Raw genomic sequence first — 25,212 nt, 5'->3', positions numbered from 1 at the left:
CAATATTTAGTGCGTATAGTTTATACTTTGAGCATGCTTTATTGTGTGCGTATTAGCACCAAAAATCTTTAGTATCAGTATTATAGGACAAGGTATGAAATTATCGCCATCAGTCAGTATTGAGCACACCGAAACCGGTCTTGAATTCATTAATGTAACGAGTAATTTGTGTGATGCAAAAATATTTTTGCAGGGCGGGCAAATTACCGAGTTTAAGCCTAACGGTAAGGCGCCGCTTATTTGGGTATCACAAAATGAAACTTTTTTAGAAGGTGCCAGTATACGTGGCGGAATCCCTATTTGTTGGCCGTGGTTTGGTACACATGTTAATGATGGTTGGCCCGCTCATGGTTTTGCACGTACAAGTTTATGGCAGGCAGACGAAGTACACGAGTCTGACGAACAAATTACAATAAGCTTAAAGTTACCAATGAAGTTAGTTAACACAACGTATTGGTCGCATCAGTCAGCATTAAAAGTAGAGTTTGTATTAAGCGATAAATTACAGGTTCGTTTAACTACAGCTAACTTAGGAAATACGCCATTTAGTTTTACCCAAGCACTGCATACATACTTTCCTACATCGGACATAAAAAATACTCATGTTGATGGTTTGCAAAACGCACAATATGTTGAGTTTGGTGAAGGACCATTTTTGCAAAATGAAATTGTTGGCTTTGAACGCGAAACCGACATGGTTTATACACAAGCAAGTACAAAGCAAACCATAAACACACCCGAGGGTGTTATTAGTGTAAGCCGCGAAAATTCAAGTTCGTGTGTACTTTGGAACCCGTGGATTGAAAAATCAAAACGTTTATCTAACTTTGCTGATGACGAATATAAAACAATGGTGTGTTTAGAGGCTGCTAATGTTTTAGATGATGCAGTAACGCTTGAGCCAAAACAAAGCCATACTTTAATAACTACCATTAGTTGGCAAGCTAATAATAATTAAAAGCAGTGAAAGGGACTAATTGTGTTTAACAATCAACAAATAATGGATTTACCAAAGCATAGTGATATTAGCTTTAAGCCTTTGGCAGATAAAGCACTACTGCACACGCAACTTAATTGGCTCGCATTTTACATTCCTTTGATAGGAGTGCTAATTGCTGTTTGTTATTTTAACGAGACTTTTGCTAATAATGCACAAACGTACTTATTAATAGGCGTACCAATTTTAGTAGTTATATCAATGCTGTACAACATGCTGGGTATAAAGCTGCAAGGAGTGGCTGTACGCAGTCACGATATTGCTTTTAAAAAAGGAATTATTTGGCAACAAGTTACTATATTGCCACTAGCGCGTGTGCAACACATAGAAATACACAGAGGACCAATAGAGCGAAAGCTCGACCTTGCTAGCTTAAAGTTATTTAGTGCTGGTGGCGTAAGTGCTGATTTGCAAATTAGCGGTTTAACCCATGATGATTGTAAAAATATACGTCAGTTTGTACAAAGCTATCGTCAAGAAAACACGTGCCCAGAATTAGAGTTTGCTGATGAATAGCGCAACAACAGATGAGCAAACGCGCACTTTGCATTGGCAAAAGGTATCGTCTTGGGCGCTTTTATATTTTGTAGTGCACTTTAGTGTGCGATTTATAAAGGATGGCTTACTTAACTTATTACCAATGCTTGTCGTGTTTGTTACACAGGTCGAAAACAAACTGTTTTGGGCGCAAGTAGCGGGCGCAATTGCCTTGGTTTCGTTACTTGTTTACTCATTTTTATATTTTTTAAATTTTCGGTTTTGTATAAGTGACGAGAACGAAATACTGCTTAAAAAAGGTGTATTTAAAAAAGAGCGAATTACCCTTAGTTTTGCTCGCGTTCAAAATGTAAATGTTGCTGAGCCGTTTTACTTTATCCCCGTAAATTTAGTTAATTGTATTGTTGATGCCGCCGGTAGTGTGTCGCAGGAGGTTGTTTTACCTGGGCTGACAAAAGACTATGCACAGCAGATTCGCAAACAAATTTTTGCTTTTAAAGCGCAACAACAAGAAACAAAACTCGATGAGCAAAGCGAAACAGATATTACCGAAAACAGTCTGCGCATTAGTAACAAAGAAATAGCCAAGTTTGGTTTAATGTCTAACATGGCAATATTAGCTATTGCAGCGCTTGCTCCGTTTATAAATATGCTCATCGACTTTTTAGAAAAAGAAATAGTATCTAAAGTTGAGGGATTTTATCAGCAAGAGCTTGGCATAATGGCAAATGCAGCTACGTTTGCGATGATCACTCTTATTGCCATGTTAGTTTTAATGGCTGTTATGCTTTCGGTGACTATGTCGCTTATTCGTTTTTATAACTTTGAACTTTACTTTAAAGGTCAAAAGTTTAAGCGTATTGCTGGGTTGTTAGAACGCCACCAGTTATCCATGAGTATGGATAAGGTGCAGTCTATTGTTATAAAGCAAAATTTAATGGGGCGGATATTAAAGCGATTTACCGTTGAATGTTTACAAGCGAGTAGTGGTGGTGCGATTGCAGGTGTTGCAGCTAAAAAAAATAAGCAAACACTCGTATTACCAGTACTAAGCGCCGAGAAAGTAGATAGCGTGTGCCAATGGATTTACCCGTGGTTTAATAGTAAAAAACTCGCTTTTAAGCGCGCAGAGCGAGCGCTTTTGTATAAAAACTTAGCTTTTTATGCATTATTTCCCAGTGCATTAGTGTTTGGTTTTTGTTTTATTACCGAAACTAACAGCTTGATTAGCCTTGGCGTACTTGCTGTTTTTTCTGGCTTAGTGATCTTGTCGTATCAACGTTATGGCTATTATTTACATGAAGATAATGGTCGATTTTATATGGTTGTACGCAAGGGTATGATTGGTGTGCATTATCGTGTTTTTGAGCTTTATAAAGCGCAAAGTGCACGCGGTATAAGTACGTATTTAATGCGTAAATCAGGCTTAAAAAGCTTATACATACAACTTGCTTCAGGTTTTGCTTTCATGCCCTACATAAAGCAACAAGATGCTGACTTTATTATTGATTTTACAATTAAGCAGATTGAGTCAGATACTCGCAGCTGGATGTAATACCTCTTCATTAAAAAAACAAGGCATGTGTAAATACACATTTGCACATGCTTTATTACACTTTCTTACTGCCCATGAAAGACATTTAATAATACCCTAGATGGTATTAAGGAATTATTTTAGGGACACTCATGAAAAAAACACTTATCGCTTCTGCTTTATTACTCTCTGCACCAAGCTTTGCCGCTGATTGGCAAACTATTCATACCGAACACTTTAATATTCACTATAGTATTGAGCATACTGACTTTGCTAAATCGAGCGCAATAGAGCTTGAAATAGTGCGTACTAAAGTGCTTGAGCAGCAAAACCGAGCACTCGATAAAACAGTTGATGTAGTGGTGTTTGATCCCTTAAATGCAGCCAATGGCTTTGCGCTACCTACCTCAAATAATCCTGTAATGGCGCTTTTTACAACCCCACCACAATCCGATACAGTTATATCAAACAGCGCTGGCTGGCAGCAATTACTTATACTGCATGAATATATTCATTTAGTGCATTTAGCACAGCCTACACGTAACGATTGGCAGCAAAAAGTACGTAGCATATGGGATTTATACGACTTAACCTACAGCAATACACCACGCTGGGTAGCCGAAGGTTATGCCACGTTAATTGAGTCTAAAATGACGGGGCGTGGGCGTTTGTTTGATAACTATTCTGAGTCAATACTGCAAGAATTTGCTCAACAGGGCGCACTGCCAGCCTATGGGCAATTAAATGGCGAGCAGGGTTTTATGGGCGGCTCAATGGCGTATTTAATGGGGAGTCGCTTTTTAAATTGGTTAGAGAAAAACTATTCAGAGCAAATACTTGATAGCGTTTGGACGCGAATGCAGGGCGTAAAAACGCGTGATTTTGATGAGGCATTTAGCGGTGTGTTTGGGCAAAGTGCAGCCAAGCTATATCGCCGATTTATAGCTGAATATACCTATAAAGCAATGCAAATAGAGCAAGGAGAGCCTTTACTTAATAGTGAGCTTTGGCTTGAGCTTAACTTATATGCAAGCAATCCTGCTCTTTCAAAAGATGGGAGTAAAATTGCAATTGTTGAGCGAGATAAAGAGAGTAATACCAAGCTCATAATTTACAGCACTGATGACAACATTAAAGCGCAAGAAGAGTTTACTAAAGCGCAAAAAGAGCTACTCGAAAACGATGCACAAGACATCCCCGATACAGCGCCAAGTGTATTTAAGCGTGAACAAAAACAAGTGCTTAATCAAATTAACCGAGCCGGTATTGCAAACCCGCAATGGGTAAATAACACAACGTTATATTTTAATGCGTACAGCAATGAAGAGTCGGGTATTTATAACAAAGTGTCTGACATATTTAGCTATAACACTGAGACTGGTAATATTGAACAGCTTACCGAGCTTGCTGGTATACGCCGCTTTAACGTAACCAGTAACGGTGAAACCTTATATGGCGAACAAATAAGAGACGGTTACTCTGAATTAGTGAAGGTTGACCTCAATACGCAAACCATCACGCCATTATTTACAAAAAGCCTTGAGACAACTTACGATTACCCAATTCTCAGTCCTGATGAGACTAAGTTAGCTTATTTATCAACGTCATTAAATGAAAACTGGCAGTTGTATATACAAGATATAAACGGCGAACAACAGCTATCGGTACCTATGCCAAACGGGTATCAATATTTAAGTCAGCCGAGCTTTAGTCTTAATGGCGAGTCACTTTACTTTGTTGCAGGCTTAAATAGCGCCACCGATATTTATAATTATCATATTAAAAGTAAAACGCTCACCAAGTTAACCCAAGGACAAGAGGCAGTTGCCCACCCAATTGAAATGGCTGATGGCTCGCTGCTCTATTTTTCGATAACCGCAGATGGACCAAATGTAAAAACACTGCCAAAAGCTAAAAATAGCACTGTAGTTACTGAGTTTGCAGCTAACAAAAAAGCACCGTTGCTAATAGTAAACGAACATACACTTCCAAAAGCCAAAATATATACACACGAAACTACAGAGCAAACAAATTACAACGTACTCGACCAGCACGCTACTTTCGCGATTGGCTCTCAGTATTATTCGGCTTCAACAAGTTTGTTAGATTTAAGCATTAAAAGTAGCGACTTATTAAAACAGCTCGACTTGCAAGCGGGGTATAGCACTGATTTACACGATGGAGCACTGCACGGTGGTTATGTGCAGGCAAAATATAATGCGCTTGATGTAAAACTAAAACTAGCACTGTTTGACTACAATTTAAATACATCGCGCCAGTACCAAGCAAGTTTAAATGCCGACATAGATGCCCGTGGTGGTTTTGCCGCAATAAGTTACCCAGTTAAATTTGGGCAGCTAAGTGTCACGCCAGAGCTTGCCTACAATTACACTGATTATAAGCAAAGCCATAAAAATTGGACGCGTTTAGGCGTTGCTCAAAATTGGCAATATGATCGTCAAGATTTTGCAATAGGGCAAAGTGTTTATGCGAATTGGTACGATGGCAGCACCAAAAATAATAATTGGCAAGGTTACGATTTAGCCGCCCAAATTTTTGGTAAAGCGTTTGGTATTCCTCTTTATGCAAACTTTGATCAAAAGCAACGTGACGACAGCAGCCTTGCATTAGGTGGCTTTAGCTCAAACCTTATTAATCAGCAGCAAAGTAGTGATTATGTACTTTCATCTGAGCTGCCTTTTTACAGCGCAACTGCAAAGCGCTATCAAGGTTACGGTGGCGGCTTTAGCCTTAAAGAAGGCATGCCGTGGTTTTATTACAAGCAACATCAACTCGATGATGTTGTATATGCACAAAGTTACGGCTTAAAGTACCAAGGTGATTTTAGTTTTGGAATGGGCCCTGCGGGTGTAAACGATTTAACGTTTAATATGGGGCTTTCGCGAGTAGAAGGCGATAGTTTTGAAGATGAAATGCGAGCGTGGTTAAGCTTTTATTATTCACTTTAACGTTTAAAGTTAACCACGGTTTGGCTAAGTTATTTGTCCATTTGTAACGACAGTAACTTAGCCTGATATACATTAAGTTTTTGATTATCACGTTCTAGCTCGATTGCTTTTTCAAGTAAGGTTTGAGTTTGTTTAGCATTACCCTGTTGATAGCGAATTTTAGCGAGTTCTAAATATAATTCTGCGATATACGGCGCTTTGGTAATAGCTTGCTCGAGGTGGTTTTTTGCTTTGTTTATTTGCCCTAGTTGTAAATCGTTTTTAGCGATTACAAGCAGTTCATAAGGGTCGCTCTCTTTATTAACTAATCGCTTAGTTAATTTTTCTGCGAGTTCATTTTTCCCCAACTGTTTTGCTAACAATTTATAATTACTAAGCAGGTTAATACTAGGTGCTTGGTTATCGAGTGCTGTTTGATAAATTATCTCTGCATTTATTAGGTCGCCAGCACGGCGATGTAAAATTCCCGCCATATTAAATAACTCAGGGTCATTAGGAGTGTATTTGTTTGCTTGTAAAATAAGTGAGTAGGCAGTATCGAGCTGTTCTTCTGCTAATGCCGTAGCAGCTAAATTACTATAAAACTTAGAAACTAAATCGTTGTAATCGGCACTGCCTGAATAAAAACTACCACGACTAGGAAAGTAGTCAATTAAAGTACCCACTCTAAAAATATCAATAATATTCTCATCTTCTTTTGGTGCATATACTTTTGTTTTAAAATGGTTAGCTACATAAACAAGGTTACTTTCTTTTGCATACACCGGCTCGCTAGTTACTTCTTGAAAGCTGGTTTCTAAGCCAAGCGTTTGTGCATAGCTTTGTGTTAAAACGGCTAAACTTATGCAGTTTCCTTGAGAAAGATTTAAAGTTTGAGCTGAAGTAAGTGTATCGCCATGGTATTTAAAATTAGCTAAGTGGCTTTCGAGGTAGTTGAAAATAATGCGGTCATCGCGGATATGAGATTGCCTTTGATTTTTGGCATAGGCTAATAACTTTTCTTTTTCAGCGGTTGGCAACTCAAAAATACTGTGCTCAGAAAGGGTATCTAGCTTGTTAAACAAAGAGTGATTAAATAGCTGTTCAAGCTGTATTTTTTGCTCTACTTGCTGAACTTTGGTTGTGTTACATCCAACTAAACATAAAAAAGTAATACAGACTGCTATTTTGTAAAACATCATAAATCCACTCCATTGTTAAATTTTACATTACAATGGGGTGGATTTTTAATCAAGTGTTTGCTGTGTGGCGCTTATTAGAACGATTTTTTTGTGACTGTTTTTTACGTTTTCGGCGAGTAAACCATAAATAAAAGCCCGTGCCGGCTAGCCACACAGGGCTCAAGCCAATTACGCACCACAGTATTTTACTAATAAGCCCTGCAAAGTAGCCAAAGTGAAGCTTTCTAAAGCTATCAATTACTTGCCAGCCAACACCTACTTCGCGAATATCCCAGTTAGCTATGTGCTCGCCAGTTAGCTTGTCGTAGCTAACCGTATTGGCATATTCGCTCGCAAGCGGGTTGGTTGTATCTACTTCGCCAAATAAAGTAATGTTTTCGTCAGGCTCGAGTGGCATAACTAAAAACGTGCCGTTAAAAGTGGGTATTTGTTTTTTACTATTGTCTAGTATGTGTTGAAAAGAAATATCGCTACTGTGTAAGTTTTTGGTTAGTACAAAGTGTTCTTCTTCAGCGTGTTCAATAACTTCGTGATACCACACCGCCCAGTTAAAGTAGCCACCTGTAATAGCTAAAATAATAATGATGGGAGATCCTATAACCCCCGTCATTTTATGAATGTCGCTAAGTACTATTTGCAGTGTTGCACGCCAGCGCACACTAAATAGACGCTGCCAAAATTTACGATAAATAATAAGCCCAGTAATACCTAACACCAATAAAAACAATGCAAAAAAGAAGCCTAGAACAGTGCCGGTTTGCCCTGGTAAGTTTTTAAAGTCGTTAAGTAAAAAGGTGTAATGCAGTTCTAAAAACCAATCAGTAAAATAATGGCTGGTACCTACAGGCTCTGACAAAATGTCACCCGTATACTGGTTTAAATGAAACTTATACCATTGCTCTGTCCCGCGTTTAACTAAGTAAACCCGATCCGCAGTATCATCGTTAAATATTTCCCAACTACCTACTACATACTCTGGGTAAGTATGCTCTGTTTTAGCAATTAATTTATCGATTGGCATACGCTCTGGTAATGCTTTTACAACAAAGTGACTGCTTGGCATAAGCAAGCCATCTATTTCACTTTTAAAAACTAATACACTGCCAGTAATGCTAATAACAATCAGCGGAATAATTGCTGTAAGAGCGACCCAACTGTGAATTTTAAAAAGAGTTTTTCTCATAGATAGCTTTATACGTAGTAGTTAATGTTTTGCGCATGATAACAACTATCATTTTTATTTAAAAGTTGGTGTTATAACTTTCAATAAAACCTACTAACTGTGAACTTAATTCCACGCTTTTGTATACCCAACTTGCCAGTACCCAAAACAAGAGTTTGCTATTTAGTTGAGTTAAACTTGCTCCGCTTTACAATGCCGCGCTCATGGTAAAAACCTTTTAAAACAAATGTTTGATAAAAGCTTTTATTTGTATTTTTAATTAACAGTTATTTAACGAACGAGGTTGTTTTGGCGCATTATTTGCCTATATTGTCTTCATTTATTTTGGTGTTTAGTTTTTTACCATTATTAAATAAAATTCGAAAAAATCGTAGTGTCTCAGGTTTATCACTATTAATGATGACATTTGGGTTGGCGCAGAGCCTTTACTTTATAACTTACAATATTTACTTTGAGCGTTTTTATATTGCATTACCATTTTTTGTAACGGGTGCATTAAGCGGGCTTATTTTGTATTTTTTTGCACGTTTCAACGCAGCTCCACGAGAGCGTGTGCAGTTGGTTACCATGTTAGGTTTTTCGTTACTGCCTTTTTCGCTGCTTTTAAATTCTAATCTTGATACTGCAACAGTGTTAAATGCTTTAACTTATGTAGGGCTTGTGATGAGTTCGGTACGAGTTATGCCGCAAACTTATAAAACTCTGCGTACGGGTAATGTGAGTAATTTAAGCGCACGCTATTTTAGCTTACAGTTTATTGCAGGTATTTGTGGTTTAATTGTTGAGCTTACAGCTGCTGTACCAAGTACGGCGCACTTACTTATGTTTATTATGCTATTGCTTACCAATGCGGTGCAATTTGGTTGCATGCAATATTATAGAATGCGACCAGCAATTATTTAAACGCTACTTTCATTCCTATTTAGCTTTGTTTATGGCAAATTACTTTATCTAATAAAAGGATAAAGTATGAATTGGAATCAGTTTGGGTATTTCTGTCGTGTTTATAGCTCTAAAACACTCAGTGCAGAGCAAAAAGTTGAATTAAGTACGCAGTCACATTTAAATGTTTATACCAATAGCGGTATGGACGGTAAATTAGCACATGATTTAGCGACGCAAATTGCATCTCAAGATGAAGCAACGTCGCAAAAACAAGCTACGCATTATCAATGTTTACCAGAGTTAGTTGATGAATTTAAGTTTGAGTCTAAGGGTTGGCTTGGTTACTTAACCATTGTGTTTGTTATTTATGTTTTATCCTCTTTGTTGTATCAGTCTTTTGTTGTGCCTACTTTTGTAGAGATATATAGCACGCACACAGTTTCTTTAAATCATGTATTTGATGATTATTTTACTTATTGGTATGTGCCAATCATTTTATTGGTTTTATTATTAAGTATTATTTTTACAGTTATTTTAAAGCTTAAAAAAGCGAGTGCTCTAACAGAGCTACAGCCTTTTTCAGGTTTATTTAAAGTCCTCATTCCTCGCCAATTAATTAATAAATACAACTCTTTAATTACCACGTTATTATTTCCAAGTAATTATAAAGAAGGTGTTAAAGCTTCTACACCCCAAACCGAGCATTTAGCCAAATGCGAGTTGTTAGGTTTAGAAACACAAAAAGAATTTAAAGCGTTATTAAAGCAGCAGTTAAAATTGCTTAATGCGCATATTAAAAGCTATATAAATAAGCTCGTTATTATTTATGGTTTAGTCATTGTTGTGTCTATTTACCTGTTTGTTAAAGCGGCTTATCAACCAATATTTATGCTAGGAGATGTGTTATGAAAACGAAAGGATTTACGTTAATAGAGTTGATGGTGGTGGTATCTATTATTGGTGTTTTAGCTGCGGTTGCTCTACCTCAGTACAGTAAGTATATGCAAAAAGCAGAACTTGTTGACCCACTTGCAATGGCTGCTGCCATTCGAGAAGACGTTACTGTTTATTATCTTGAAAACAGACGCTTTCCAGCAAGTAATGAGCAAGCGGGTGTACCTGCAAGTAAGTTCTTAATTGGTAATAGAGTGACGGGCATCACAGTCGATAATGGTGCTATTCATATTAGCCTCGGTAATAAAGCTTCACAGCCTTTGCAAAATACAGTTTTAACATTCAGACCAGCAGTAGTAACAGGAAGCCCTACAAGTCCAATTGCATGGTTATGTGGATTTGACGAACCAGTAACTGGCATGCAAGCAGTTGGCGAAAACAGAACAACAGTACCAAAAGACATTTTACCTTCAGCGTGTATATAAAATAGTTTAGGGGATTAAAATGCAATTAACTATTCATCAAATTGATGCATTTACGAGTGAGTTGTTTAAAGGTAATTACGCGGCAGTGATCCCACTTGAATCGTGGTTAAGTAACGATTTAATGCTAAAGATTGGCGCTGAAAATAACGTATCTGAAACTGCTTTTACCTGCCAGCAAGACGATGGCAGTTTTGTTATTCGCTGGTTTTCACCGTTAATGGAAATAGATTTTTGTGGTCATGCCACACTTGCGGCAGCCTATGTTTTATGTGAAGAGTATAAAACATCGCAAATTCGCTTTATTGCTGATGCGGTGGGTGAGCTAATCGTTAATAAAAACGCTGACGGTAGCTTTGCAATGACCTTTCCTAAACAAGCACCAGTTGAGTTACAAAATGTACCGCAGCAATTGCTTGATGGCTTGTCTATACAACCGAGTAAAGTACTTAAAAATCGTCAAGCTTACTTTGCTATTTACGAAAGCGCTGATCAAATAATTGAATTAACAACTAACTCTGAACTTTTAAAAACACTTCATCCACTGGATGTAGTGGCTACAGCACCTAGTGATGATTACGATTTTATATCTCGTTATTTTTGGCCCGCAAGCGGTGGCGACGAAGATTATGTAACAGGCTCTATTCATACGGGGTTAGCCCCTTTTTGGGCGCAGAAATTAGGAAAAACTACGTTAAGTGCTTATCAAGCTTCAAGCAGAGGCGGGGAGTTAAGCTGTGAAGTGGGTGATACAACGGTAACTTTAACCGGACATGCTGTAAGGTATTTAAAAGGCACTATTTATATTTAATTTTTAAATCTCGCTCTATAAAAAAGGCCACGTTTAACGTGGCCTTTTTGCTCAATTTTAGAAGTTACTTACGCTTCTAACGCTTTTGCAATTAAACGGTCAATATATTTTTTATGCGCTTTAGTTGCTGTATCAGCTCCCCACGCCACACTAGTATCGGCTATTTGAGTTAGCTGATATAACGCCGCTGTTTTAGCTAAGTTATCGTATTTACTTGCTCTGCCAAGACCTGCAATCGCGATTAGCTGATTCACATACTCTATTTGTAAGTTGTGGCTAATAGAGTTTGCGTCTTTGCTTTTTACAAAAATGTTGGCGGTTAAATCTTCCATAAACTGAGTTAGGCTATATTCGTTACCGTACAAAGCTGTGTCAGAAATACGCAGCAATACGGCTGGGTGTAATAGCTGCGCAAGTACAGATTTTTGCATACCTAAAATCATTTTGTGTGCTTTAGGGTCTTCATTTTTACCAAAGTGATTAAAGCCACGACGTTGCAGTTGTAAGTAGCTGTATAGAGGTTGCATGTTTTGCAGTACGTCTGGTGCAAATACAAACTTGGCTAATATATCCATTGCTTGTGTTTGACGCTCAAGCGATACCGGTGTAAATGGTTTATCTGCGTTTGTATCACCTACTACAGCCCGCTCAACGTACACACCACCAATCTGTCGAGAAACAACATTTGCTTGAGCTCTATACTGACCAAATAAGGTATTAGCAGAGGTAACAAGTTGTTGGTAAGACTCACCTTTAACCGTTGCTTTATCTTTTAGCTCAGTAAATAGTTTATTAATTAGCGCCATACGATCTGCGCCATAGGCCGCAGGGTTTGACGACAAATCACCAATCATTACACGTGGATCGATATGGCGACCTGGTGCGCGCATATCGTCTGCATCGTTACCAAAGGCAAGGGCGTGTTCACTTGATCGAGCAAGTATTTTTTCAAGTCTAGCTTGCTCAGCAGCTTCATCTGCAAGCGCTACGCTGTAGCCATAGTTAATTGCCCAATCATCGTAAGGACCAGGTTTTGTCTGAAAAATATCACCTTGCTGCATACCAATTGGGGCAATGTTAGCCGGTGCATAATCCATAACAGAACCGGTTACTATGCCTTGGGTTTTGTTTTTATCGTGTACTTCTTTTTCATCCCACAAAATTGATGATTTCATATTGTGGTTAAGACCTAAAGTATGACCAACTTCGTGAAGTACCAATTGCGTTAGACCTTGGCGAAGCATTTCTTTATCTTCAATTTTGTCGCCGCTAGCAAGGCCTTTGGCAAGCATTAGATTTTGTTGAATCTCATGCCCTAGTGAGCAATTTAGCTCGCCGGTATTTGTTGTTTCACCGTGGCTCATTGTTCCTTGTGTGAAAAGTGTGTCGTAAATCCAGCGGTTTTTCATAAATACAAACTCAAGCATAATGTCTGAACCCAGTATTTCGCCAGTTAATGGGTTAGCAAGTGCTGGTCCGTATCCGCCAAATGGAGGTTTAGGTGATGAAGTCCAACGCAGTACGTTGTAATTAATATCGCCCGCATCCCAATCTGCATCATCTGGTTGTACTCTTACCTCTAAGGCATTTTTAAAACCGGCTTTTTCAAAAGAAGTATTCCATGTTAAAACAGCGTCACGAATAGTATTGCGCCACTCAATTGGTGTGGTGTTTTCTATCCACCAAGTAATTGGTTTTACTGGTTCTGAAAGCGCTGCATTTGGGTCTTTCTTTTGTAGATCCCAACGTTTTATAACATCTTGATAAGGTGCCCAATCGGTAGATGTCATTTGATCAAATTGATTTGTGAAATAACCAATGCGAGCATCATCCATACGGGGTGCATAGTTGTTGCTAGGTAGAGCAACAAACGAGTGTTGTACTTTTACCGATACGCTACGCGGATCGCTTACTGCATTTGAGCCGCGTACCGTTGGGTTTGGATTAGTAAATACATAATCAACAACCACGTCTAAGTTATTAGGGTATGGGCGCTGTTTAATAATGCGTGATTTTTTATCGTCTAATTTGCCTACTTTAAAGCGCTTTTTAGCGTTTTTATCGGCAGGATTTGGTGTAGGCGATACTTTATGAAGTGCTTCGCTTAAAAATAACTTATTTACATTGAATGCTATTTTACCGTCTTCTTCTTTTTCTATTTTAATGCTCGCAAGTACCGCTTCACTAATATTGGCATCACTCGCTTTTGAAATGGCACTGTTTTCGTCAAATTTATAACGAGGTGTTTTGCTAATAATATCGATACGATCAAAGTATTTTCTAAATTCAATTAACTTAGTTTCACGGTACGAACCACGATAATGACCTGCATCTGTAACGCCATCAACAGTATGGGCAAAATATACAAACGGTGTATTAAGTTGGGACTCGTTAATCACCATAAGGTGCTTGCCGGTTTTTTCGTCTTGATAAAGGCTAAATATACCGGCAAATTCGGTTTGCCCTTTAATCATTTCACTAAGAGTTTTTGGTTCTTTATCTTCTTTTTTATCGGCTGCAAATGCATGACCGCTAAGCGCTAAACTAAGTGCAAGCGTAATTGTAGTTAACTTCATTTTGAGACTTTTAATATTTGTTAATATAATTGGACTGTACGTAAATTAATATTATTTAACACAGCTACGCGATGAAATTCGATTCGCTTAATTTAACCATTTGATTTAAATAAATAAAAGTTTGTAACAAAATATAACTAACAGATTAAATTACAGACATTTATTTTTACTGCGCAATTATTAAGATGATTTAAGTTATAACTGCAACAGTTGCTTACAAATGTCACCTTAATGTTTCATTTAGCTCTGTTATTATAACGTTAATAGAATTTTGGGGATAATAAGGTATGCAAACAAATTCACTTAAATGGGTTTTTCCATTTGTAGCGCTAATTGTTGGTGTTGTTGGCTTTATGGGAATAAATGCCATTGCACAAGAGCCAGAAAAAAAAGAAGTAATTGATACTCGCCCAACGGTGCAAGTTGAGCCTGTGACTGCAAACGATCACCAAGTTATTATAAATAGTTACGGCGAAGTTAAGCCTCTTGAAAATACACAGCTTTCGGCGCAGGTGTCGGGCGAGGTATTAAGTTGGCACCCTAATTTTGTAGCCGGTGGCGTAGTTGCTCGTGGCGAGACGCTATTTACTATCGAAAAAGATAACTACGAAGCTGCCGTACTTGTTGCTGAGGCAGAAATTGCTCGCGCACAAGCAGGCTTAATAGAAGAGCAAGCGCAAGCGCAAGTAGCGGAGGACGAAGCAAAGCGTTTTCCAAGTAAAGCGCGTACAGATTTATTTTTACGTAAACCTCAAGTATTAAGTGCACAGGCATCTGTTAAGTCGGCGCAAGCTGCATTAAAACGTGCACAGCGTGACTTAGATAATTGTGATGTTACAGCCCCTTACGATGCTTTAGTGATTAGCCGTAATGTAGGTGTTGGGCAGTACGTAACTATAGGTTCGCAAGTTGCTGAGCTAAACAATATTGAAACCGCCGAAGTGATTATTCCTATCGCAGGGTTTGATAGCGTATTTTTACCAAAACGAATTAAAGGTATTAAAGCTACTGTCGTTCAAAAAGGCTTAAATAGTTTTACCCGAGAAGGGGTAATTGACCGTGATTTAGGGATTATTGATAACGCTACGCGTATGACTAGTTTGGTAGTGCGTATAGAGGACCCGTATGGACTTAAAAATAAGCAACCAACAGTTAAGTTTGGTAGTTACGTTCAGGTAAATTTTGCAGGATCAATACTTAATAATATTTATCGTTTACCGCAAGAGTTAGTTAATAACAAAACTGTATGGATAGTTAATGAAGAGCAACAGCTTGAACCACGAAAGGTAACCGTTATTCGTGAAGAAGGTGAGTATTTTTATATCAGTGGTGGTTTACAAGCGGATGATAAGTTAGTTATCACTTTGCCAGAATATCCGCAAAAAGGCATGGCTGTAAAAATCGTTGGTACTCAAAATACTAAAAAAATAGATGCACCAAAAAGTGCCGCCACTGAAGAACTATAAGGGTAGATTGAGTTATGAATAACACTGAACTACCAAATACAGCGCCAAAAGCTGAAAAGCAAACGGGTATTATTGCTTACTTTGCTAATAACTCAGTAGCTGCAAATTTAATGATGTTTTTCATCATTGTAATGGGATTGATAAGTTACTTTACGATTCAGCGACAAATGTTCCCTAACATAGAAGTTAACTACATTAATATTGAAGCTAATTATCCTGGTGCTTCACCACAAGAAATCGAAGAAAGTATACTTATTAAAGTTGAAGAATCATTAAAAGATATAACAGAGATTAAAAAAGGTGTGTATCGCGCATTTAGAAACAGCGGTAGAGCTAGCCTTGAAATTAATACCGATGCTGAGCTAACCGACGTGCTTGATAAGGTAAAGTTGCGTATTGATGGTATTGCTACTTTTCCCTCAGGTATGGAACCGGTCACCATAAGTCAGATTGAGTTTCGTCAAGACGTAATTGGTATGACGTTAGTGGCTGATTTACCCTTAATTGAACTAAAGCCTATAGCAAATCAAGTAGAAGATGAATTACTACAGTTATCTAATGTATCGTTGGTGGTAAACGATGTACCGCTTGATGAAATTGCTATTGAGATAGAGCCAGATACGCTACGCCAATATAATTTAACACTCAGTGATGTAATGAATGCAGTGCGTCGTCACTCTGCTAACTTTTCGGCGGGGCAATTAAAAACAGACGCAGGTATTATTTCTGTTCGAGTAGAAAATCAGTTTTACTCTGGTGAAGAGTTTAGACAAATTCCGGTAAAAATTGGTGCTAATGGCGCTAAGGTATTACTGCAAGATATTGCGATAATTAAAGACCAATTTACTGAAGGGGAGCGCTACTTTAAATTTAACGGTGAAAATGCAGTTTATTTATCGGTAAAAGCAACGGAAGAGCAAAGTATTATCCCCGTGGCTGATTCAGTGAAAGCGTATATTGATCAAAAAAATAAAGCGTTACCACCGGGAGTGCGTCTAGAGCCGTTGATGGACTTTACCTACTACCTAAATGCACGTTTAGATATGATGAAAGCTAACCTATTTCAAGGCGCTATTTTGGTCGCAATTATGCTATCAATCTTTTTACGCTTTAAATTGGCGCTTTGGGTAATGATTGGCTTACCGGTGTGCTTTTTGGGCGCGATGATGATGATGCCATTGTTTGGTGTGACGATTAATATTGTGTCTTTATTTGCATTTATTATGGTGCTAGGGATTGTGGTGGACGATGCCATTGTCATAGGCGAAAGCGCCTACACCGAAATAGAGAAAAAAGGTGGCGGTGTTGTTAATGTGGTCAATGGGGCAAAGCGTGTAGCGACTCCAGCTACTTTTGGTGTACTTACAACCATAGCTGTGTTTGCACCATTTACGCTTTCTAGCGGTCCTGAAAGTGCTTTATTCTACGGTATTTCGGTAGTTGTTATTCTGTGCTTAATTTTCAGCCTTATTGAATCGAAATTAATTTTACCAGCGCATATTGCACATACGCATTTTTCACCGATTAAACCCGACGGTTGGCGTGCGCGTTTTAATAATCGTTTTTTTGGTTTTGTTAATGGTCCTTACAAACAATTTATAGTGAATTGCATAGAGTGGCGCTGGACAGTTATGTTTGGTTTTATTGCGCTGTTAATCTTAACTTTTGGTTTGATTTCATCTGGTCAAGTTCGTACGATCCCTTCGCCTAAGGTACCCCACGATTTCCCTCAAATTAATCTAGAAATGAATGATAATGTGTCAGACATTCAAACCATTAACGCGATTCGTGAAATTGAAGCTATGGTGCTAGAGGTTGATAGAGAAACAGAGCGTAAAGAAGGCCAGAAAATGGTGCGTGATGTACTGGTGTTTAATCAAGGTCGTACTGAGGCGCAATTACTCGCGCCATTAGTAGATGAAGATTTACGTTTATATAATGCATTTGAGCTGTCTCGACGCTGGCGTGAAGCGATGCCAGATATCGCAGGTGTTAAATCACTAACTATTCAAGATGATGTTGGTGCTGGAGGCGGTGGTAGTGATGGCGAGTTTGGCTATTTATTATATGGATCAGATATCGATACGCTTAATAATGCGGGTCGTCGTTTTATACAGTTATTACAACAGCAGGAAGGTTTGTTTGATATTAGCTCAACTATCGACCCAGCAAGCAAAGAAATACAAATGAGCTTAAAGCCTGTTGCTTACGACTTAGGTTTAGACTTAGCGGCGATAGCGAATCAAATTGGGGCAAGTTTTTATGGTGGCGAAGCGCAGCGTGTTATTCGTCGTGGTGAAGAAGTACGCGTAATGGTGCGTTACCCTAAGCTCACTCGTGAAGCATTTTCATCGCTTAAGCATGCGGTTGTTACAACACCACAAGGCAGAGAGGTTTTATTAGGAGATGTGGTTGAGCTGACAGAAACACCTGGTATTAGCTATATTCGTCGAGAAGGTGGTTATCGTACAGTGTACGTTTATGGCAACATTGACGAAGAAGCAATCGAACCGGGTGAGGTGGTTAAACAAGTTAAAGAAAACCTACTTCCACAACTTAAAGAAGAGTACCCAAGTGTTAAGTCTGAATTAGGCGGCGCAATAGAAGAGCAGCAAGCACAAGCAAATGAGCAACAATTGTTTTTTATTGGCGGTATGATTTTAGTTTACATATTATTGGCTGTACCACTTAAAAGTTATTCACAACCTTTAATAGTGATGTCGGTTATTCCATTTAGCCTGACAGGCGCAATTTGGGGGCATTACTGGTTTGGTTTAGACATGAGCTTAATGTCGGGTTTTGGCTTGATTGCTGCTGCTGGAGTAGTTATTAATGACTCGTTGGTAATGACTGACTTTATTAATCAGGCACGCCGCGCAGGCGTTCATACTAAAGATGCCGTAATAGAAGCTGGTTGCGCTCGCTTTAGGCCTATATTACTTACCTCAATTACTACATTTGCAGGTGTACTGCCAATTATGTTTGAAACAAGCTTGCAAGCTAAGTTTGTTATACCTATGGCTGTAGCACTTGGTTTTGCTGTTATGTTTGCAACATTAATAACACTTATATTAGTGCCATGTTTGTACATTATATTAAGTGATATTGGTAAGGTGTTTCCACGCATTTTAGGTGGGATTAGAACTGTATTTAAACGTCGCCCGCAGAAGGTTTCGTTAAACAAATAAAGTACTTGCATAACAAATACAAAAAAGCACTCAACGGTTAACGTTGAGTGCTTTTTTATTGTTACTACTTTAAGTAGTTACAACAATAAAAATTAATCTTTAAATTGTTTATGGCAATCTTTACAGCCTTTAGCCCATGCACCAAATGCTTTACCAATTACGGCTTTATCGCCCGATTGAGCTGCTAACGCTAGCTTATCTGCATTTGCTGCAAAAGCATTCGCTTTTTCAACAAAGGTTGCATTTTCGGCCCAAACAGCAGCAAGTGCAGCTGTGTCGCCTTTATCAGTCCCTTCGTAAAACGCTTCCCATGGCATTTTAGATAAAGCAGCGGCGTTGTTAGCACGCTTTTGAAATTGCTCTGCGTCAAAAGGTACTTTGCCTTTTAGCATTGCGCCCATGTCGCCAATTTGAACTGAAATCATAGAAAATGCTGCTTGGCGGTATTCAATAGCATCGCTTGGCTCTTTAAATGCTGAGTTAGCTGATACGCTAAGCGTACATGTTGCTAATGCTATTGTTGCTAAGATTGTTTTAAATTTCATAGTTTGCCCCTGTTGAAAATTATATTTGTTGATTAAGTATATTGTATCTAACGTCGTTTTTATTCAAGCAAATACGATGGATTTAATTAAAACTTAATCATTAAGTCCTATATCAGCAAATATCATCCCTCGGCGCATACTTCTGGTAGCCAAAAATACTTCTCCAAGTAATGAAATAAATGCACATATGAGAAATGCCATTGCTGCAACAAAACAACAAGCAATGGTTACACTTAAATTAATAGACTGAATGTGCGATAAAAATAAAAACATAACAACAGCACACACCAATAGCGCACTTAATACGCTTAAACTAAAAGCGATATGTATAAAACGAGATCGCTTTAATAGTGCTCTAAGTTCGGTAGCTAATGATTTGTTAAAATCGTCGTCTGTATTTACTTTTAGTCTTCGCTCTAGTAGCCGTGCTCGGTCGGTAATTCGCGCCAAGCGATTAGATAAAACACCTAAAGTAGCCGCTATACCAGTGATTAAAAATACCGGAGCAACGGCTGTTTGAATTACTTTAGCCATGGTTAAAATATTTATTACTTCGCTATTCATTACTACCCTTAATCAGTTGAGCTTAAAAGTGACTTATTATATTTACAGAGTACCTGATGTAGGCTTGTTAAGTAAAAAGGAATTACGTTGATTTACTTTACATAGCTTCACAAACTAAATCACAATAAAGGTCATTTATAGGTATATTTAACTACTTAATAAAAAATAAAAACACAATAAGGATTTTGACTGATGAAACATACTCCATTTGCACTTGCTGCATTGTCGCTAGCTATTTTAAGTGGCTGTAATCAAGCCCCAGAAGTAACTCAAAAAAATAATACGCAGGTTAAAGCAACTCAAGTTGCACAAGCTGTTGCGCCTATTGCTAAAAAAGTACCGCATGAAATGACTATTCATGGTGATACACGCATTGATGATTACTATTGGCTACGTGATGACGAGCGTAAAGCACCAGAGGTAATTAACTACTTAGAAGCTGAAAACACATACACTGATGCAATGCTCGCACATACTAAAACACTGCAAAGCGAGTTGTTTGAAGAGTTAAAAGGGCGTATTCAAAAAGACGATGATTCAGTCCCAGTTAAAAACGGTGATTATTTTTACTCATCGCAAACACGTGGCGATAACGAGTACACCACTTATTTGCGCAGTAGTGATTTTGCAGGTACCGATCAGCAGGTGATTTTAGATGTAAACAAACTCGCTAAAGATCATGATTATTATGCGGTAAGTGGCTTAGATGTAAGCCCTAATGGTAATTTAATGGCTTATGGGGAAGATACCGTTAGCCGTCGTATTTATAGTATAAAAATAAAAGATTTAACAACAGGTAAATTACTCGAAGACACTCTTGAAGGCACCAATGGTGGCATTGTATGGGCAAACGATAATAAAACTGTTTACTACATTAAAAAAGATTTACAAACCTTGTTAGGTTACCAAGTTTACCGTCATACGTTAGGTACACCGCAAGCTGATGATGAGCTAATTTACGAAGAAACTGATACCAGTTATTACATGGGTATGAGTAAGAGTAAAGACGAGTCAGAGATTTATATTTGGCATAGCAGCACAGCGGCATCAGGTGTATCGGTATTAAGTGCTGATGATACTAAAGCAATGCCTAAGCGCTTAATTGAGCGTGAAGCAGGGCTTGAATATGAAATTTCGAAACTAGGAAACACTTATTATATTGTAACTAACTTAGATGCTGTAAATTTTCAGCTGATGAAAGTTGATATTGATAAAGCAGGCGACAAAGCTAATTGGCAAAGTGTGATCCCAGCGCGCGACGACATTAAACTCGAAGGCATTGATTTATTTAATGACTACTTAGTTTACCAAGAACGTGAAATGGGCCAATCAAAGTTGATTGCGCGTGATTTAAAAACAGGTAAAGAGTTACCACTGAGCTTTAACGACAGCGCCTATACAATTGGTACTTATGGCAATAACGATATAGATAGTAGTACGTTACGTGTTTACTACACAAGCATGACTACACCAAGCTCATCGTACGATGTAGATTTAGCGACTGGCGATAAAACGCTTCTTAAACAACAGGTTGTGTTAGGTGATTTTGATGCTAAAAATTACGCGTCAGAGCGTATTTTTGTAACCGCTCGCGATGGCATAAAAGTACCGGTAAGTTTAGTTTACCGTAAAGATGCGTTTAAAAAAGATGGCACTAACCCGCTACTGCAATATGGTTATGGGTCGTACGGTGCAACAATGGATCCAACGTTCTCAAGCTCACGTTTGAGCTTGTTAGACCGTGGTTTTGTATTTGCAATTGCCCATGTACGTGGCTCGCAAATGCTAGGTCGCCCTTGGTACGAAGATGGTAAGCTACTAACTAAAAAGAATACGTTTAACGACTTTGTTGACGTAACCAAAGCATTGGTTTCTCAAAAGTATGGCGCAAAAGATGAAATATTTGCGTTAGGTGGCAGTGCTGGTGGCTTATTAATGGGCGCAGTAGCGAACCAAGCGCCTGAGCTTTATAAAGGCATGGTTGCTGCGGTACCGTTTGTAGATGTAGTAACAACGATGCTTGATGCGAGCATTCCGCTTACAACAAATGAATACGGCGAATGGGGTAATCCGAACGAAAAAGCGTATTACGATTACATGCTGTCTTACTCGCCATACGACCAAGTATCTAAGCAAGCGTATCCTAATATGTTGGTAACGACTGGCTTGCACGATTCACAAGTTCAATACTTTGAACCTGCAAAATGGGTTGCTAAGCTGCGTGACTATAAAACTGATGACAATAAGTTACTGTTTAAAATAGATATGGAAGCAGGGCACGGTGGTGCATCGGGTCGCTTTAAGCGCTTAGAAGATACCGCGCTAAACTATGCATTTATGCTTGATTTAGCGGGTATTAAAAAGTAGTTAATCTTTATATTTAAATAGATTTAACTCAATAAGGTGCTTTTTAAGGAAGCACCTTTTTTTGTGGCAAATTAAAGCTAAACATAGTGCCTTTACCAATTTCACTTTGTACGTAAATTTCGCTATCCATCAGTTTTAATAATCCCCTACAAATAGCCAGCCCTAAACCACCTTGCTGACGACCTTCTTTATTTGAGTTGCTTGCCTGATAGTGCGGATCAAAAATAGCACTTAGTTCATCTTGTTTTATGCCTACGCCCGTGTCTGATACATGCACAAATAATTGATTATCGTCACTGCGTTGTACATTTACTGCGATACTGCCGCCGCGAGAAGTATGCCTAATTGCGTTATCTATTAAGTTACTCAACACACGCTCTAATTTAGCTATGTCGGCAACCACAGGGAAATCACAAATCGCGGGTTCTACCGATAAACTAATACCTTTTTTATCAACGGCTAAACTAAATTTTGCCATACAATCGTAAATGAGTTCACCTAAATTAAAGGTTTCTTTATTTATGTTTATTTCGCCATTTTCTAAGTGAGCAAGCTCAAATATTTGTTCTATGAGTAGCTTTAATTGCCCACAATTATTAAGCGATACCTGTAAGTATTCTTGCTGCTCTTTTTTACTTAGCTGCTCGCCGGACTGGTTTAATACTTCTAAAAAGCCTTGCAGTGAAGCAAGCGGTGTACGTAGGTCGTGCGATAAGTGAGTAAGCAACTCTTTGCGTTGTTTATCGCCTTGTTCAAGCGCTTTAAATTGCTCGTTAATACGGGTAAGCATGGCTTGAATACTTCGACCTAAGCTATGCACTTCGTTACTTTTTTGCGTTGAATAGTTACTTAGCTTGGTGTCGGTAAGGCTGTAATTATTCGCTTCAATATTACTTACATCGCGCGCTAAGCGCTGAATAGGATTAGTAAAAAAGCGCAGTAAAATGAGCATAGCAATGAGTAAAAATGCAAGTGCAGAGCCAAGCCATAAAGCGGCTAGCCATAACTTGTCATTATTTTTTACCGTGCTTAGTGAGGTGTCGTAAGCTTCGCCACCAATAATTACATATAAATAGCCTTGTAACTTATCGTGATTGAATACTGGTGCGGCTGAAAATATTTTTTGTTGCTCTTTATTACGAGGATTATCACCATAAATAGGTGCAGCGCTTGGGTTGTTAATCAGCTTTTTTAAAGGCGTTAAACTAATATGCGTGCGTTTAACTTTCCCTGGCTTTGCTGAGTAAGTAAGAATTTTTCCGGTTTCGTCTACAAAATAAAATTCAAACGCAGGACCTAATAACATTAAAGTATGAAAAAGATTTTCAAGCGCTTTGTAGTCGTAAACACCTTCTTTTATTAATGGATTATCTTGTACTAAATGCTCAGCTAGCGCTAAATGTAGGTTTTGTTCGGCGTGGTGTTTTGATGTGAGTTCTAATTGCTTGCTCCAGCCGTAAACAAGGACGCAAATAAAACAAAAAATGACGACTAGCGATATAGCTAATTTTTGATACAAAGATAATTTCATAATAGGTGTCTTAATTGAGTTGGCTAGGGTTTAGTTTGTAACCAACACCCCAAACGGTTTCGATGATAGGCGCTTGTTGGTGTTCTTCTAGCTTGGCACGTAAGCGGTTGATATGTGAATTAACCGTGTGCTCGTAGCCACTATGCTGATAACCCCATACTTTATCGAGTAATTGCTGGCGACTAAAAACATGATTTGGGTGGCGTGCAAAATAAACGAGTAAATCAAATTCGGTGGCGGTAAGGTTAAGTGCTTGTTTGCCTAAATACACTTGGTGCGAACTAAATTCTATATTGAGTGAGCCTACATTTAGTGTTTGTTCGCTATCAACGGGGGAGTTGTCGTTATTTTGGCTAGCGAGTAGTTGTGCTCTGTGGCGTAATTGGGTTTTTACTCTGGCTTGTAATTCGCGTGCAAAAAATGGCTTACAAATATAATCATCAGCGCCCATTTCAAGACCAATTACTCTGTCCATATCGCTACTAAGCGCGGTGAGTAAAATTACGGAGGTAGTTGGGTAATGCTCTTTTATTTTTCGGCATAAGCTCAAACCGTCCATTTGCGGTAAATTTATGTCGAGTAAAATAAGCCCATAGGGATGCTTGGCTATTTTTTTTAAGGCAAGTTCTGCGCTTACAACATGATCTACATGTAAGTTAAGCGAAGTAAGTTGTGTGGTAATTAATTTACCTATTTCTCTGTCGTCTTCTACTACTAATATTTTTTCGTGACGCATGTATAACCTCGTAAAAAGGGGGGCATCCATGCTCCCTTACTTCCCCATTACAAGCTGGAACTTTACTGCGTGCGCGTAATTACTATTTTCGATACCGGATTATCAAACTTATGCTCAACACCGAGTACTGATGTTGATAATCCATCTTGATTTGACACAATGCCTGGATGCATTGCAATTATATCGGCAGTATCGTCACGTATTGGATTAAATCCTTCACCGCTAGCGGCAGGTCCTGGCACTGTTTCAGCTGTTTCTGTATTCGCTTCAGTACCTGCATCATAAGCAACGGTAGTACGTGTTATAGAACCACCGACTTCTAATGTAGATACATCTACAAGACTAAGACCGGTAAATGTGTCATTTGTATTCCCAAGCATTGCAGCAAATGACAAATTAAGTGTTTCCAGTGATTCGGCAGAAATAGTAACTGTGGTTGTTTCTCCTGGACCAATACCACCTTCAGCAGAAACTGCCGCTAGAGCGTCTTCAAATAATAAGTATTCATCATTCGCGCCACTTTCAGCAAGCATCTCTAAACCTACTGATGCTGGAGCACCAAATGTCCAAGGCGCTTCATCTTCAAAAGCAATCACAGATAGCGGAGATAAGGGTTGCCCTGCGGTTAAATTACTAAAAGTAATAGTAAACTCACTAATTACAGGTTCAACAACAATTGGCTCTTCAATTACAGGCTCTTCAATTATCGGATCGTTGTCGTCGTTATCGCTACATGCTGCCAGTGCAGTTGCAAGCATGATAACTAAAGCACTCTTTTTTAAATTATTAATAGATGACATAGTCA

General features: G+C 38.5%; 19 protein-coding genes. 11 read left to right on the top strand and 8 right to left on the bottom strand.

The genetic code is table 11. The features are described 5' to 3' along the window. Positions 1–94 precede the first annotated feature (94 nt). The 4 genes from GQR56_RS14420 to GQR56_RS14405 all read left to right on the top strand — a co-directional run bounded on the left by GQR56_RS14420 (position 95) and on the right by GQR56_RS14405 (position 5,998). The gene (locus GQR56_RS14420; protein ID WP_166112694.1) at positions 95–958 is read left to right on the top strand and encodes a D-hexose-6-phosphate mutarotase; all 864 of its coding nucleotides are present in this window, start codon (positions 95–97) and stop codon (positions 956–958) included. Positions 959–979: 21 nt separating this feature from the next. Continuing rightward, positions 980–1,513 (top strand): PH domain-containing protein, encoded by a 534-nt coding sequence (locus GQR56_RS14415; RefSeq protein ID WP_346775769.1) that lies wholly within the window; start codon positions 980–982, stop codon positions 1,511–1,513. Then, entirely contained in the window at positions 1,506–3,050 is a 1,545-nt protein-coding gene (locus GQR56_RS14410) for a PH domain-containing protein (RefSeq protein ID WP_024609987.1), read from the top strand. The genes GQR56_RS14415 and GQR56_RS14410 overlap by 8 nt, the downstream gene beginning before the upstream one ends. 131 nt (positions 3,051–3,181) lie before the next feature. Next, entirely contained in the window at positions 3,182–5,998 is a 2,817-nt protein-coding gene (locus GQR56_RS14405) for a hypothetical protein (RefSeq protein ID WP_166112691.1), read from the top strand. 29 nt (positions 5,999–6,027) lie between these two features. Here the strand turns inward: GQR56_RS14405 and GQR56_RS14400 are convergent, their stop codons facing one another. Both GQR56_RS14400 and GQR56_RS14395 read right to left on the bottom strand, forming a co-directional pair. Continuing rightward, positions 6,028–7,179 (bottom strand): tetratricopeptide repeat protein, encoded by a 1,152-nt coding sequence (locus GQR56_RS14400; RefSeq protein WP_166112688.1) that lies wholly within the window; start codon positions 7,177–7,179, stop codon positions 6,028–6,030. Between the two features lie 49 nt (positions 7,180–7,228). Further along, the gene (locus tag GQR56_RS14395) at positions 7,229–8,362 is read right to left on the bottom strand and encodes a PepSY-associated TM helix domain-containing protein (protein WP_166112685.1); all 1,134 of its coding nucleotides are present in this window, start codon (positions 8,360–8,362) and stop codon (positions 7,229–7,231) included. A gap of 288 nt (positions 8,363–8,650) precedes the next feature. Between GQR56_RS14395 and GQR56_RS14390 the strand changes: the two genes are divergently transcribed. The 4 genes from GQR56_RS14390 (at position 8,651) to GQR56_RS14375 (ending at position 11,434) form a co-directional block, all read left to right on the top strand. Then, positions 8,651–9,265 (top strand): PQ-loop repeat-containing protein, encoded by a 615-nt coding sequence (locus GQR56_RS14390; protein ID WP_033024247.1) that lies wholly within the window; start codon positions 8,651–8,653, stop codon positions 9,263–9,265. 66 nt (positions 9,266–9,331) lie between these two features. Then, positions 9,332–10,156 carry a hypothetical protein gene (locus GQR56_RS14385; RefSeq protein WP_166112682.1) on the top strand — a complete coding sequence of 275 codons (825 nt, stop codon included), beginning with the start codon at positions 9,332–9,334 and terminating at the stop codon, positions 10,154–10,156. Then, a complete protein-coding gene (locus tag GQR56_RS14380) occupies positions 10,153–10,626 on the top strand; it encodes a pilin (protein WP_166112679.1) in 474 nt (157 codons plus the stop codon). Before GQR56_RS14385 ends, GQR56_RS14380 begins: the two co-directional genes overlap by 4 nt. Positions 10,627–10,645: 19 nt before the next feature. Next, the gene (locus GQR56_RS14375) at positions 10,646–11,434 is read left to right on the top strand and encodes a PhzF family phenazine biosynthesis protein (protein ID WP_166112676.1); all 789 of its coding nucleotides are present in this window, start codon (positions 10,646–10,648) and stop codon (positions 11,432–11,434) included. Between the two features lie 68 nt (positions 11,435–11,502). On the opposite strand, the gene GQR56_RS14370 is transcribed toward GQR56_RS14375, so the two are convergent. Continuing rightward, a complete protein-coding gene (locus tag GQR56_RS14370) occupies positions 11,503–14,010 on the bottom strand; it encodes a zinc-dependent metalloprotease (RefSeq protein ID WP_166112673.1) in 2,508 nt (835 codons plus the stop codon). 287 nt (positions 14,011–14,297) lie between these two features. Between GQR56_RS14370 and GQR56_RS14365 the strand changes: the two genes are divergently transcribed. Together GQR56_RS14365 and GQR56_RS14360 are read left to right on the top strand one after the other, a co-directional pair. Continuing rightward, positions 14,298–15,476, top strand: coding sequence for an efflux RND transporter periplasmic adaptor subunit (locus tag GQR56_RS14365; protein ID WP_166112670.1), 1,179 nt, complete (start codon positions 14,298–14,300; stop codon positions 15,474–15,476). Positions 15,477–15,490: 14 nt separating this feature from the next. Continuing rightward, positions 15,491–18,664 (top strand): efflux RND transporter permease subunit, encoded by a 3,174-nt coding sequence (locus GQR56_RS14360; RefSeq protein ID WP_166112667.1) that lies wholly within the window; start codon positions 15,491–15,493, stop codon positions 18,662–18,664. 92 nt (positions 18,665–18,756) lie between these two features. On the opposite strand, the gene GQR56_RS14355 is transcribed toward GQR56_RS14360, so the two are convergent. Both GQR56_RS14355 and GQR56_RS14350 read right to left on the bottom strand, forming a co-directional pair. Beyond that, complete coding sequence (locus tag GQR56_RS14355) at positions 18,757–19,209, bottom strand: cytochrome c (protein ID WP_166112664.1); 453 nt, start codon at positions 19,207–19,209, stop codon at positions 18,757–18,759. Positions 19,210–19,302: 93 nt separating this feature from the next. After that, positions 19,303–19,773, bottom strand: a complete 471-nt coding sequence (locus GQR56_RS14350; RefSeq protein WP_024609978.1) for a DUF2721 domain-containing protein — start codon at positions 19,771–19,773, stop codon at positions 19,303–19,305. A 192-nt stretch (positions 19,774–19,965) separates the two neighbouring features. Here GQR56_RS14350 and GQR56_RS14345 point away from each other — a divergent pair, with 192 nt between their 5' ends. Further along, a complete protein-coding gene (locus tag GQR56_RS14345) occupies positions 19,966–22,140 on the top strand; it encodes a S9 family peptidase (RefSeq protein ID WP_166112661.1) in 2,175 nt (724 codons plus the stop codon). Between the two features lie 43 nt (positions 22,141–22,183). Here the strand turns inward: GQR56_RS14345 and GQR56_RS14340 are convergent, their stop codons facing one another. The 3 genes from GQR56_RS14340 to GQR56_RS14330 all read right to left on the bottom strand — a co-directional run bounded on the left by GQR56_RS14340 (position 22,184) and on the right by GQR56_RS14330 (position 25,207). After that, positions 22,184–23,671 (bottom strand): HAMP domain-containing sensor histidine kinase, encoded by a 1,488-nt coding sequence (locus tag GQR56_RS14340; protein ID WP_166112659.1) that lies wholly within the window; start codon positions 23,669–23,671, stop codon positions 22,184–22,186. 10 nt (positions 23,672–23,681) lie between these two features. Then, a complete protein-coding gene (locus GQR56_RS14335) occupies positions 23,682–24,407 on the bottom strand; it encodes a response regulator transcription factor (protein ID WP_007580488.1) in 726 nt (241 codons plus the stop codon). Positions 24,408–24,469: 62 nt separating this feature from the next. Then, a complete protein-coding gene (locus GQR56_RS14330) occupies positions 24,470–25,207 on the bottom strand; it encodes a spondin domain-containing protein (RefSeq protein ID WP_024609975.1) in 738 nt (245 codons plus the stop codon). Positions 25,208–25,212: the final 5 nt, after the last annotated feature.

This window comes from Pseudoalteromonas sp. Z9A5 (assembly GCF_011378875.1).
Classification (GTDB): domain Bacteria; phylum Pseudomonadota; class Gammaproteobacteria; order Enterobacterales; family Alteromonadaceae; genus Pseudoalteromonas.
This window is presented reverse-complemented; position numbering and strand designations above follow the sequence as displayed.